23 protein-coding genes are annotated in these 11909 nt (G+C 29.0%); 15 read left to right on the top strand and 8 right to left on the bottom strand.

Annotated elements, in window-relative coordinates; translation table 11 throughout:
* Nucleotides 1-14: 14 nt before the first annotated feature.
* Nucleotides 15-206 carry a hypothetical protein gene (locus tag HMPREF1552_RS06500; protein WP_021744337.1) on the bottom strand — a complete coding sequence of 64 codons (192 nt, stop codon included), beginning with the start codon at nt 204-206 and terminating at the stop codon, nt 15-17.
* Nucleotides 207-295: 89 nt separating this feature from the next.
* On the opposite strand from HMPREF1552_RS06500, the gene HMPREF1552_RS06495 reads away from it, so the two are divergent.
* The gene (locus tag HMPREF1552_RS06495) at nt 296-529 is read left to right on the top strand and encodes a hypothetical protein (protein WP_021744336.1); all 234 of its coding nucleotides are present in this window, start codon (nt 296-298) and stop codon (nt 527-529) included.
* Between the two features lie 2 nt (nt 530-531).
* Here HMPREF1552_RS06495 and HMPREF1552_RS06490 read toward each other — a convergent pair whose 3' ends face one another.
* A complete protein-coding gene (locus HMPREF1552_RS06490; RefSeq protein WP_021744335.1) occupies nt 532-825 on the bottom strand; it encodes a hypothetical protein in 294 nt (97 codons plus the stop codon).
* Nucleotides 826-840: 15 nt separating this feature from the next.
* On the bottom strand, nt 841-1071 hold the full coding sequence (locus HMPREF1552_RS06485; protein WP_021744334.1) for a hypothetical protein: 231 nt from the start codon (nt 1069-1071) through the stop codon (nt 841-843).
* 73 nt (nt 1072-1144) lie between these two features.
* On the opposite strand from HMPREF1552_RS06485, the gene HMPREF1552_RS06480 reads away from it, so the two are divergent.
* Entirely contained in the window at nt 1145-1381 is a 237-nt protein-coding gene (locus HMPREF1552_RS06480; protein ID WP_021744333.1) for a hypothetical protein, read from the top strand.
* On the opposite strand, the gene HMPREF1552_RS06475 is transcribed toward HMPREF1552_RS06480, so the two are convergent.
* The 4 genes from HMPREF1552_RS06475 to HMPREF1552_RS12260 form a co-directional block, all read right to left on the bottom strand.
* Entirely contained in the window at nt 1368-1601 is a 234-nt protein-coding gene (locus tag HMPREF1552_RS06475; protein ID WP_039901327.1) for a hypothetical protein, read from the bottom strand. The genes HMPREF1552_RS06480 and HMPREF1552_RS06475 overlap by 14 nt on opposite strands.
* A gap of 384 nt (nt 1602-1985) precedes the next feature.
* Entirely contained in the window at nt 1986-2801 is an 816-nt protein-coding gene (locus HMPREF1552_RS06465) for a hypothetical protein (protein WP_021744329.1), read from the bottom strand.
* A gap of 1 nt (nt 2802) precedes the next feature.
* Nucleotides 2803-3333, bottom strand: coding sequence for a helix-turn-helix transcriptional regulator (locus tag HMPREF1552_RS06460; RefSeq protein ID WP_021744328.1), 531 nt, complete (start codon nt 3331-3333; stop codon nt 2803-2805).
* 153 nt (nt 3334-3486) lie between these two features.
* Entirely contained in the window at nt 3487-4227 is a 741-nt protein-coding gene (locus tag HMPREF1552_RS12260; protein WP_021744327.1) for an XRE family transcriptional regulator, read from the bottom strand.
* A 170-nt stretch (nt 4228-4397) separates the two neighbouring features.
* Here HMPREF1552_RS12260 and HMPREF1552_RS06450 point away from each other — a divergent pair, with 170 nt between their 5' ends.
* The 13 genes from HMPREF1552_RS06450 to HMPREF1552_RS06410 all read left to right on the top strand — a co-directional run bounded on the left by HMPREF1552_RS06450 (nt 4398) and on the right by HMPREF1552_RS06410 (nt 10641).
* Entirely contained in the window at nt 4398-4802 is a 405-nt protein-coding gene (locus tag HMPREF1552_RS06450) for a hypothetical protein (protein ID WP_231370755.1), read from the top strand.
* 9 nt (nt 4803-4811) lie between these two features.
* On the top strand, nt 4812-4982 hold the full coding sequence (locus HMPREF1552_RS12255; protein WP_021744325.1) for a hypothetical protein: 171 nt from the start codon (nt 4812-4814) through the stop codon (nt 4980-4982).
* 258 nt (nt 4983-5240) lie between these two features.
* Nucleotides 5241-5459 (top strand): hypothetical protein, encoded by a 219-nt coding sequence (locus HMPREF1552_RS12250; RefSeq protein WP_021744324.1) that lies wholly within the window; start codon nt 5241-5243, stop codon nt 5457-5459.
* Complete coding sequence (locus tag HMPREF1552_RS06445) at nt 5450-5629, top strand: hypothetical protein (RefSeq protein ID WP_021744323.1); 180 nt, start codon at nt 5450-5452, stop codon at nt 5627-5629. The genes HMPREF1552_RS12250 and HMPREF1552_RS06445 overlap by 10 nt, the downstream gene beginning before the upstream one ends.
* On the top strand, nt 5630-6298 hold the full coding sequence (locus tag HMPREF1552_RS06440) for a YqaJ viral recombinase family protein (RefSeq protein ID WP_021744322.1): 669 nt from the start codon (nt 5630-5632) through the stop codon (nt 6296-6298).
* A gap of 3 nt (nt 6299-6301) precedes the next feature.
* On the top strand, nt 6302-6676 hold the full coding sequence (locus HMPREF1552_RS06435) for a hypothetical protein (protein WP_021744321.1): 375 nt from the start codon (nt 6302-6304) through the stop codon (nt 6674-6676).
* A complete protein-coding gene (locus HMPREF1552_RS06430; protein WP_021744320.1) occupies nt 6666-7619 on the top strand; it encodes a hypothetical protein in 954 nt (317 codons plus the stop codon). Before HMPREF1552_RS06435 ends, HMPREF1552_RS06430 begins: the two co-directional genes overlap by 11 nt.
* A gap of 1 nt (nt 7620) precedes the next feature.
* The gene (locus tag HMPREF1552_RS06425; RefSeq protein ID WP_021744319.1) at nt 7621-8502 is read left to right on the top strand and encodes a recombinase RecT; all 882 of its coding nucleotides are present in this window, start codon (nt 7621-7623) and stop codon (nt 8500-8502) included.
* Between the two features lie 52 nt (nt 8503-8554).
* Complete coding sequence (locus tag HMPREF1552_RS11615; RefSeq protein WP_021744318.1) at nt 8555-9049, top strand: YopX family protein; 495 nt, start codon at nt 8555-8557, stop codon at nt 9047-9049.
* Nucleotides 9046-9270 (top strand): hypothetical protein, encoded by a 225-nt coding sequence (locus tag HMPREF1552_RS06415; RefSeq protein ID WP_021744317.1) that lies wholly within the window; start codon nt 9046-9048, stop codon nt 9268-9270. Before HMPREF1552_RS11615 ends, HMPREF1552_RS06415 begins: the two co-directional genes overlap by 4 nt.
* A complete protein-coding gene (locus HMPREF1552_RS12245; protein WP_231370754.1) occupies nt 9260-9409 on the top strand; it encodes a hypothetical protein in 150 nt (49 codons plus the stop codon). Before HMPREF1552_RS06415 ends, HMPREF1552_RS12245 begins: the two co-directional genes overlap by 11 nt.
* On the top strand, nt 9409-9582 hold the full coding sequence (locus HMPREF1552_RS12240) for a transcriptional regulator (protein WP_155827500.1): 174 nt from the start codon (nt 9409-9411) through the stop codon (nt 9580-9582). The genes HMPREF1552_RS12245 and HMPREF1552_RS12240 overlap by 1 nt, the downstream gene beginning before the upstream one ends.
* Before the next feature lie 9 nt (nt 9583-9591).
* Nucleotides 9592-10641: a site-specific integrase gene (locus HMPREF1552_RS06410; RefSeq protein ID WP_039901322.1), complete on the top strand. Its 1050-nt coding sequence runs from the start codon at nt 9592-9594 to the stop codon at nt 10639-10641.
* Nucleotides 10642-10761: 120 nt separating this feature from the next.
* Here the strand turns inward: HMPREF1552_RS06410 and ilvC are convergent, their stop codons facing one another.
* The gene (gene ilvC, locus HMPREF1552_RS06405; protein WP_021744313.1) at nt 10762-11772 is read right to left on the bottom strand and encodes a ketol-acid reductoisomerase; all 1011 of its coding nucleotides are present in this window, start codon (nt 11770-11772) and stop codon (nt 10762-10764) included.
* Nucleotides 11773-11909 lie beyond the last annotated feature (137 nt).

The following is an 11909-nucleotide window of genomic DNA, read 5'->3' as shown; positions in this document are numbered from 1 at the left end:
TTTTTGTTTACTTTTCAATTTTCTTTTTTACTTTCAATTAAATTAGATAAATGTTTTATATTAAAGTTTGGAACAAAATTTCCGCTCATTGTGTTGTATGCCCAGTTTATCTCTTCCTGCGTATATCCCATTTTTCGTAACTCAAGAAAAGATCCGAGTAACAGTGCAAAAGAATTTATTCCTTCTTCAAATTTTTTATTGTCCATTTAGTACTCCCTTATTTCGTTTTTACCCCCTTTTGAGTTATAATAATATCGCCAAATAAAATCAAATTCTCACGAAAGGAGGTGTTATTATGGTTAAAGCTATCGTTTATGCGATTTCAAAAGTTAATGATTTTAAAGTTCTGTTACTTCCTAACGGAGAATTTGCTCCTATGGAAACTACTGAAAAATTACATTTAGAAGATGAAATCTTTATCCAAGATTTCGGTCTTGGCGGTGTAACTTTTGAGTATAATAACGAAATTTGTACAGGATTTATTGAAGATTTTTGTTCTTTGGAAATCGCATTGTCTTTTTTGAATTAGTTTTAATATGTGTCCTTACGATTCAATGCATCTAATAAAAGGACACATCTTCTATTTCTATTTCTAAAAGCTTTCAATTCCGTACATATGTATAAATTTCTATAAATCTCTTGTTTTATTTCATCTTCTTTTACAGGATCTCTATGTTCACTTTTCCTAATTGCGGTAAAAATATGTATAATATCAGTAATATTATTTTCATCTTCCAGCGATTCTATTCCCGACTTTTCAACAAAGTTATCTTTCAAAAAAACTAACATTTCTTCATAACATTTTTTTATTAATTTTTTTTCCATAAACTCTTGCACCTCCTATTTCTCATTTACAATTCTTTCAACAAAAGAAAATAAGTTTTTGTTGTGTTTTAAATTAATTGTGCTTGCTAATAGTGATATGCTAAATATTAAAGCTGTCTCAAAATTTGTCAGCTTTAAAATCAGCAATGCCGCTATTAGCTCTTTTAAATAAATGAATATTCCTATTGAAAATAGCAATCCTAATTTAAAAAATCTTTTCATCTCACACCTTCTTTCTTCTCTCATTTTATAATCCTCCGCTTTGTGCTATAATTTATTCGCCAAAACAAATTATCAAGAAGAAGGGAGGTTTATAGTTATGTATAAAGTTTATGCTTGTCTACTTGGACAATGGACTGAACTTACCGAAGATTATCAAATTGGATATAATAATCAGTTTTTTTCTCCATATAATTGGGCTAAAGATGGATATATCAAAAATACTCATGATTTTATTGAAAACAGTTTTTATGATATGCCAATTGTCGAGATTATCCATAAAAATAAAAAATATTTTTTAAGTCCAGTACATATTCAAATTACTATAGAAGAATAGTTCCTTTAGAATTTCTATAATAATCTTTTATTTTTTTCAGAAACTCATCTTCTTCAATTTCAACATCAAAGGTGAGTTTCTCTTTTTTTTCTTTGAAATATTTTTCAACAGATCTTACTACTTCCTTAAATTCTAATTCCGTAAGCCCTTTTAATGCTTCTATTCCAGTTATCACTTTATCAGTTTCTATTTCTCCTTGTGCAGGCAAACGCACTCTCATCAAGATACCTCCTTCCTTTTCTTTTGGGTTTTGTTTTTTGTTTACTTTAAGGTAAACTTTATTTGTAAAAAAAATTAGCGTCCACACTCAATTTTTCACATATTTTTTTAAATTGTTCAGTATTAAAAGTAATTTTTTTCTTTTTTAAATTTTTTAAGTGATAAAAAAATAACTGCTTTGACATGCCAATTTCTCGTGAAAATTTAGCTGGACTCATGTTTTTTTCTCTTATTTTAGATACAAATCTTTCGTAAATTTCCAAATTTTCTCACCTCGTTTTTAAGTTTACCATAAAGTAAACAAAAAGTCAAAAAATTTTTAACAAAAAAGAAGCCTTTTACAGCTTCCTGTATTCTTAACAATTGTTTTTTTTAATAAATATTCTTATTTCATCGTTATTGCTTCAGGACGAATTAACGGAATATTTATCATAAACCTTTCTTGAATTTTAAATATAATTTGCCCTATAAAATACAAAACATTGTCTTCTCCAACCTGATCCAACATTGCCTTTTCTCCTGCAATTTCTAAAGCTGATTTCCATTTTGTTCCCTCGGTTACATCTCTGTCCAAAAACTCATCAAAATAAACATTTATTTCATCGTAATAAACAATCAACGCTTGTTTTAAATCTTCTGCTGTTCTAACGGATTTGAATAATTCTTCTATTCGATTTCTTTTCTTTTTTATTTCTTGCAATATATGATCCAAAGTTTTGTTCTTTAGTTCTATATTCTTATCTTGCAATCTTTGACCTAACAATCTGACTCCAATTTGCAACATCGAGTATAAAAAATTAGGATGAGATAAAGCAACTTCGTAAATTTCTTTGACTTTTAATCCATGATTTCCGTCGTATATGGATTTCAAAGCCCTATCTATCAGTTCTAGCGTATGGTTAAAAAAATCCTCATTTATAACTTCCAACTCATATTCCTCGAACATATTATTTATATGATCAGTAATTCCATGCGTTCCGTCTTTCCAAGGTTTTCTTCCTGCTATTTTGTTTCTTAATGTAACCCCTTTTATTCTTCCTGTTTCCATAAGATAAACATCATAATCTTTTAATCTGGGTTTTACAACTGTTGCCATCATTGTAACTGTCGCTTTCACCATTACTTCTGTGACCGACATTCCATTGATTTCTGCTATCATTTTTATTCTGTTACCAACTTTTATTTCATCTAATTCGTACATTTTATTCCTCCTCTAAAATAATTACCGCTTCTTCTGTTGTATAACTTTCCAATTTTTTTATATGCTCTTTATAATTTTCAATTAATTTCTTTATCATTTTTTTCAATTTGTTTTTATCCTTATCATCCCACGTTGTTAAAATATCAACTTTTGACATTTTAAGATTATTGTATTCTATAATATCTTTTATGGCAAAAATTGCTTCATTTCTACGAACATAATCATAATCTAACGCTTCTAAAAATCTTGTATCTTTCTCTTCTGTTTTTAAAAAATCTTTCTCAGCAATAAAATTATTAGAAGTTTTAGCAGGTACTTTTTTTATTCGTATTAATTCCTTCTCCAGTCTTTTTTTCTCGTTCTGCGTTAATTTAACCTTTTTTAAAAAATTTTCAATAAATCTTTTTGACGCTTTGTTTGTTCTTTCGACCAAACTTATTTGGCTTGTACTATATTTTATTTTTTCACTCATTTGTTGTAATGTATATTTGTGTTTTTTCCTATATTCTTTAAAAAAAATTCCTATTTCCATTTTTATTAACTCCTTTAAAAAATTCAGTTTTTATAGTGTATATTATAACATATTTTTCCTATTTTGTTAAAAAAATAATAGGAATTACTAACACAAATATTTTATTTCTTAAATCTACTTTTCAACTCAGCCAACCTCATCAACTTTTAATAATCAAAACATAAATTTTTTATTTCTCATACTTATAACCATACTAATAACTCCTTTACACTCAACTTTATCAAGTTCGTGATTTGGAATTATATAATCTGCATAAGCTGGGTTATAAGATTTTAATATTAAATTTCCTGTTCCCTCTTCAAAAAATACTCTCTTCAAATATTTAGAGTTTTCTTGATATATTAAGGCTTCTTGTCCATTTAAAACTCTTATATCTATACCGTCTTGAACATCTACAACTATTATATCTCCGTCATGATAATGAGGCTCCATACTATCTCCTCTAACTCGGCAAGCGAAATCTCTTTTTTTCACATTCTTGTTTATATTAGGAATACTTATATATTCTATTTCTTCAATGTTTTCATCCATTTCAATCAATCCGTTTCCTGCGCTCGCCATTCCGTATATCGGTATTTGAATAAAACTTGTAAATATTTCGTCTGATACATTGTTTGAAGGTTTTTTATTATTTATATATTTTTTTATCTCTTCTTTTAAAAAGTCTGTTCTTCCAAGTTCAGCAACTAATAAAAAATTTTCTTTTTCTTCTTTTGTTAATTTAAACTCTTCAATAAATTTTTCTATAAAATTTTTTGACGGATTTTTACTTCCATTTATGTATTGGCTTATTGCTCCTTTGGATTTTCCTGTTTTCATTCCGATGTACTCATAAGTATAATTTCTACTCTCCGAAAAATATTTCAAAAATTCTCCTAATGTATTAAAATTCATAGTTAACCATCTCCTTTATTAAATAATTATACCACATTTAGTAAAAAAATGTTTGACTTTTTGTTTACTTTATGGTAAACTTATTTTGTAAACAAGAAACATATAAATATTTTTTTAATTTAATCGTTTACTATTTGGTAAACAAAACTTTGCAAAAGGAGATGAATAAAATGAGCTTTAGCGAAAACCTAAAATACGCAGAAGGAGCAGAAAGAGCAAGAGACTTAGCGTGGGAACGTTTATGCGACGAAGAAGACCAAGCGATAGCTGAATATAAAGAATCGTGTGAATTTCTTGAAAATGAATTCAAGGAATTTAAAGCAAAATATGAAAATCAATTAAAATACATATCGCTAGAAGATTTTCACAACTATCTGATTGACAGATACGAAGAAGCAGACTTTGATTTCAAATCATTCGAAAGCATTGTACTAGATTATATCGAAGACGCAAAGGCTTGGGAAGATTGGGAAAAGAAAAATCCTGATTACACAGATGAAGAAGAAAAGGGATTTGATAAAGAGTGCGATATGATATGTGATAAAATGGCGGCTATTTTATACAAAGAAAATTAAGGAGGAATAATGAAATACACTTTATACAAAGATAATAAACCCATAATGCAAAGAAAACATTTTTATCCAATAAAAATGTATCTTATAAAAACTTTGGGAATAAAAAATATTTATATCCCACATAAAGACTTAATGGATATAGCTAAAAAAAATAATTATAAAATGGAGGTAGAAAGATGAAATTTGAAGCATTAGCGATTGTAAACGAAAACAACAAAAAGGTTTTAAAGGAAAAGGAAGCTAAAAAGCTGAAAAATAGAATCAAAAAATTATTCAAAAAGTAATTAATGTTTTACCAAGCCCATGAACGATTGTGGGTTTGGATAAGATATTAATTATCTCAAATAAATTTCGGGAGGCAAAATATGACAATAAGGGAACAGCTGGAAAAAGAAATGGATAAACAGGAAATCAAGGAATTGGAGGGAAATAGCGTTGATGACAACAAAGAGTGCAATAAAATGGATAATTCTAATTGTAGCAACCACTCTAATGCAAATTGAAACAATCAGAATCAAAGGGCATTGGATAGCAGGAGGAAACATAGCATTTCCATTCTTAATGGCTATATTGCTGTGGTACGTGCCAAACAGAATTACAGATTTTAAGGGTCTTGTAAAAGGGGAAAATTTTAAAGGAGAAAAACTATGTGGATAAAAATTAAAGACGATTTATATAATTTGTCAAATTTTCACGCTATAGGAAAAAGGGAGTTTGAAATAAAATTTTCATATTTCCAAAGAATTTCTACTATTCATTTCGATACACAGGATGAATGTGATAGAGAATTTGATAGAATCGAAAAATTATTGCTGGAGGGAAAATAGATGCAATATAGAGAAATAAGTTATGCCAATGAAGAGGAGTGGCTAGACATAAGAAAAAAAGGAATTGGTGGAAGCGATGCAGGAGCAATAATGGGAAAAAATAAATATAGAAATATTATTGACGTTTGGAAAGACAAAACTGGAAGAGTACAAAATAATTTCACAAGTCCTGCAGCTCAAAGAGGTAAGAACCTTGAAAAAAATATATTTGATTCCTACAAAGAAGACCATCCTGATAAAAAAATATTAGAAGTTAATAAAATGTATGTTCATTCAAAATATGACTTCATACGGGCTAATTTGGATGGAGAAATTGTTTATGAAGGTAAAAAAGGGATACTTGAAATAAAGACAACTACAATTAACAAATGGAACAAATATATCGAAGAATGGCAAGATAATATCCCTAAAAGTTACCTGTATCAAATATTACATTATTTCCTAGTAACAGGATATGAATATGCTGTTGTGGTATCCGAAATAAAGTTCGAATGCTTTAAGAATGAAAATTCAACACCATTTGACCTAGATAAAAGATTGCAGACAATAGTTATAAACAGAGCTGATTGGGAAGATGAAATACAGGAACTTTTGAATAAAGAGATTGAATTTTGGGAATGTGTCAGAAACGATACAGAGCCAAGAATGATAAAAACTTATGGAGGTTAAATAATGAGATTTAAAAAAGAAGAATTGCTTGACAAATGGTTCAAATCAGAAATAGAGATTTCAAAACTTTCAGAAGAAGAAATACTTTGCTTAATTGACGGAAGTGCCGACTTACTTCAAGAAGATATTATTTATATACTTAATGAAGTTGGAGAAACAGTAGAAATTGAACGTGGAGAGCCGCACAGATGGGTAACATATGTTACTGAAGTCAAGGAAATTATGGGAAGATTTTTTGAATTTAAATATGGTGAGCCTAACACAGAAATGCAAGATTATGATTATAACGGTATCGGTATTATAGAAGTTTTCCCAAAGGAAATCACAATAAAAAGAACGGTATATGTACGAAAGGAGAATCTTTGGAATGGAAAATAAAAATGTAGAAATTGAAACGGAAACATCATTAGTTACATTGCCTAAAATGGAATTCGTTTTTGACAGTGCAAAAATAATTCCAGCTAAAATTGATAAAGATATGATTGATTTTGAAAAGGCTGAACAAAAAGTTGAGGAAATCGAGAAACTTTATGATGTAGTATTTACTAACGTGGAAGATATTAAAAAATACAGGGAAGAAGTAGCGAGCACAAAAGCAAGTGCAGATAAGTTTAAAAAAGATTTAATGGACTATCTAAATGCTGACACGAAAGAAATAAATCAAAAATTAATAAATTTGATTAAAAGAGTGGAGGCAGTAAGAAAGTTTTTGCACGAAAAAGAGAAAGAACTGGATAATGTTAAAAGAGAGAAAATAAAATCTATTAAAGAATTAATTTTTAAAGATAGACCTGATTATCTAATTTACTTGATAGATAACGAAAAATGGGAAAAGAAAACTTTTAAGGAAACAAATATCGAAGCTGAAATACAGCAACAGTACGATGAATTGATTAAAAAAGAAAACTTTATAAAACAAGAAATTGAAAAAGCAAATAAAGAAATTGAATTTAAAATATTATTTGAAAATGTAAAACATTTAATAAAAGAAGAGTATATGGTTATTTCAGAAACTATCACAAATAAGATGAACGAAACTAAACAAACTGAAGAAAATTTGAGAAAGAAAGCGGAAGAAAAAGCAGAAAAAGAGAAACAACAGGAAATTGAAACCTTAAAGCAACAACAAGAGCAAGAAAAGCAAGAAGCGGTTGCTAAAGCTATTAAGGAAAAAGAAGTTCAAAAAAATTCAAATGATAATTCTGAAAAAACAGATACATATATCTGTATAAAAGTAAATGGACTTACAAAAGAAGCAACTAACGATTTACTGGAAATAATTAAAAAACACAACTTAAAATATATAAAGGAGATGAAATAAAATGGCAGGAACTTTAATGAATCCAAAAAAACAAACAAAAGGAACAGTGGGCACAACTACACTAAAATCATTGATAAACGACGAAAGAACAAAAAATAAATTTAAAGAATTATTAGGAAATAAAGCGGCTGGATTCTTAACTTCACTACTGAACACTACAAACGGAAATGCACAATTACAAGAAGCAGAGCCACAAAGCATTTTGAAGGCTGGAGCAATAGCTGCAACATTAGATTTACCAATTGATCCGAACTTAGGCTTTGCCTATGTTGTTCCTTACAAAAGAAAATACAAGGATAAGAATGATAACTGGCAAGAAGAAAACAAAGCACAGTTCCAGCTTGGATATAAAGGATTTATACAACTGGCTATCAGAACTGGACAATACAAGAAAATAAATGTTACAGAACTCTATGAGGGGCAATTCGAAAGCTATGATCCTATCACAGATGAACTTAAATATAATCTTGATGGAAAAATAAGTGATGAAGTAACTCACTATATTGCATATTTTCAAACCACAAATGGATTCGAGAAATACAATGTAATGAGTAAGGAAGAAGTAAGAGAGCATGCTAAGAAATTCAGCAAAACATTTCTTAAAAGTTCTTCAAGCTGGCAAACAAATTTTGACAGCATGGCAAAGAAAACTGTATTAAAACTACTATTAAGCAAATTTGGAATACTAAGCATTGAAATGCAAACAGCACAGAAAGTAGACCAAGCTGTTATAAAAGAAGTTGAGCCAAACGGAAATGTAGAAGTTGAATATGTAGACAGTCCTGACAATGCAAGTGATATTATTGAAGAAGAAACAGCAAATAATGATACTCAAAGCGATGATGAGACAGTAGAAAATTTTAATTCAGAGGATTTATTTTAATAAAAGAGAGGATTAATTGAGGGCACTTTTTGTAACAAATAGGAGGATTAAAATGAGAGAAATAAAATTAAGAGCTTGGCTCAAAGAAGAAAAGAAAATGGTGAACGTTGAAACAATGGATTTCACAGATAAATCCATACAATATCTTAAAAAAAACGAATTTATTAATGCGTATCTTTCAAGAAGAATGATTTTTGATGATATTGAATTAATGCAGTATACAGGACTTAAAGATGCAAATAGCAAAGAAATTTATGAGGGAGATATTCTTTTGTATGTAAATGAAAATGGCGTATTTTTACAAGAAATAGGTTTTGGTGGCGATGAAAGGGAATGCACGGAGTTTTTGAACGGTTTTAAAATAGTAAATGGATACGCTTTGGAACATGATGTTGCATTCTCTGAACTTAAAGAATTTACCAAAAATATCGTTTTAAAAAACAATATTCCGTATGAAAACGACGGAATAGATGATTTTTTATACGACGGTTGGTGGGTAATTGGAAATATTTACGAACATCCTGAATTGTTGGAGGAAAACAGATGAGCAGATACAAAGTAAATTTTTTTGTAAACAGTAATGCAAATTTTTGTTCTACGAATGCTGAAGTCATAGATTTAGTCGATGATTACGGTTATACAGAAAAAGAGGCAGAAGCAATAATAAACGATGAAGAAAAGTTAAAAAAAGAATTCGATGATTGGTTATGGGATACTATAGAAACAGGTTTTCAAGTTATCGAAACAGAAGATGAAGTTGAGGATTAGAAAAGGATGGATCTTTGTTGACACAGAAGAAATAGAAGACGAAAGTTTTAGCAGTCCAACTTTTGAAGAGACTGCTAAATATGTTTTAAAAGAATGTGTTATATCTAGCTATATTGATATGACAGAAATGGAGGAATGATGAAAAAACATTTTTATTTTGTAGATGATATATGTAAAATTTTAGGCTTTAGTAAAAGTGAAGCCTATAAAATTATACGAGAATTGAATGCTGAGTTAGAAAAAAAGGGTTATAGGACAAACAGAGGCAGAATAGTGGCATCGTATTTTGAAGAGAGATATAAAATAGTGTAGGTGATTTTTATGTCTGTTTATAAAGAAAAAGGGGACAAAAAATGGAGAGTTGAAATAAGGACAAAAGACAAAACAGGTAAAAAAATAAGAAAAAAGAAAACTGGATTTGATACAAAAAAGCAGGCAGAAGAATTTGAAAGAGAATTTATAAATAAAATCATGAACTCAAGCAATATAACCTTTAAAAGTTTATATGAAATATATTTTGAGGACGTTGAATTAAAATTAAAAGTAAACAGTATTTCAACAAAAAAAGCATACTTTAGGAAATATTTACTTCCCTTTTTCGAGAATTACTATATAGATGAAATTGTACCAAATGATATAAGGAAATTTCAAAATGAACTGATAAAAAACAATTTATCCAAAAATACTTTAAGAGCAATTGAAAATAATCTTAAAACCATTCTTAATTTTGCTATTAAATACTACGATTTACCCAGCAATCCGATGGCAAAAATAGAAATGGTTGGCTCAAGAAAAAATAAAAAGAAAATGTTGTTCTGGAATTTACAGGAATTTAATCAGTTTATTGAAGTTGTTGATGATTTAGAACTAAAATTTTTGTTCACACTTTTGTTTTGGACAGGAATGAGAATTGGGGAAGTGTTAGCATTAACATTTAAGGATATAGATTTGAATAAAAAGAAACTTAACATAAACAAAACCTTTACAAGATTAAATAAAACGGATATTATAACTGCTCCAAAAACCGAAAGCAGTATAAGAAAAATAGATTTAACAGAGAATGTTATAAATTTGTTTAAAGAATATGCAAAAACATTCTATAAGCCTGTGCCATCCACAAGAATTTTTACAAAGGGGAAGGTTGGGATTAGACTTAACTTTATAAAATATATCGAACAGGCAAAAGTGAAAAAAATTGTGATTCATGATTTGAGACATTCACACGCAAGCCTTTTAATTAACAACAAAGTTAATATATTAGCAGTCGCAAAGAGATTGGGACACGAAGACATTAAAATGACTTTAAATACATATTCTCATTTATATGATGAAGAGAATCAAAATATGATTAATATTTTAAATAACCTTTAACTAAAGCAAAAAGGACTGCATTCCATAAAAAACAGTCCTTTTAATTTTACCCCATTTTTGCCCCTTTTAACAAAATGGATAATCACTATATTCCTTTAAAATTAAGGATTTTAATATAATTTATTTTTTAATCCAAGGCATAAGTTTTCTTAATTCAGCCCCAACTTTTTCCACACCGTGATTTGCAAATTCTGCTCTTTTTTCTTTTAAGAATGGTTGTCCTGCTTTTGAATCTGCTAAGAAGTCGTTTGCAAATTTACCTGATTGGATATCTGCTAATACTTGTTTCATAGCTTCTTTTGTTTCAGCAGTTATGATTTTTGGTCCTGTGATGTAATCTCCATATTCAGCAGTATTTGAAATTGAGCTTCTCATTGTTGCCAATCCACCTTCATAAATCAAGTCTACGATAAGTTTCATTTCGTGTAAGCATTCAAAGTAAGCATTTACAGGATCATATCCAGCTTCTGTCAATACTTCAAATCCTACTTTCATAAGTTCTACTACTCCACCACACAATACAGCCTGTTCACCGAATAAATCTGTTTCTGTTTCTTGCTTGAATGTAGTTTCAAGGATTCCTGATCTTCCTCCACCAATAGCTGATGCCCATGCTTTGGCAACTTCCATTGCATCTCCTGCTGGATCTTTATACACTGCTACTAAACAAGGTACTCCACTTCCTTCTTGGAATGTTCTTCTTACTAAGTGTCCAGGTCCTTTTGGTGCAACCATGAATACGCTTATATCTTCTCTTGGAACAATTTTTTCAAAGTGAATATTAAATCCATGTCCAAATGCAATGTAAGCTCCTTCTTTCAAGTTTGGTGCAATATCAGATGCATATACATCAGCCTGAATTTCATCTGGAATCAAAATCATAACTATATCTGCATCTTTTACGGCATCTGCAGTTTCTTTTACTGTAAATCCTGCTTCAGTAGCCTCATCCCAAGATTTTGAACCTTTTCTAAGTCCAACAGTTACATCAAATCCACCTTCTCTCAAATTTAAAGAATGTGCATGCCCTTGCGAACCATACCCTAATACAGTAATTTTTTTACCTTCCAATTTACTCAAATCACAGTCAGCATCATAATAAACTGTTGTTCCTAAAATATTTCCTGCCATTTTTTATCCTCCTAAATTTTATATGTATATATTATACACTTTTTAAAAATATTTGCAAATATTTCTTTTTAATGTAACTATATATTTTATATATTTTTGAATTTTATTTTTTAGATATTTTGATTAATAAATATTTT

The sequence above is a fragment of the Leptotrichia sp. oral taxon 879 str. F0557 genome, from assembly GCF_000469385.1.
GTDB classification, from domain to species: domain Bacteria; phylum Fusobacteriota; class Fusobacteriia; order Fusobacteriales; family Leptotrichiaceae; genus Leptotrichia; species Leptotrichia mesophila.
Note: the sequence above shows the minus strand (reverse complement) of the source record. Positions and strands in the feature narration are given on the sequence as shown.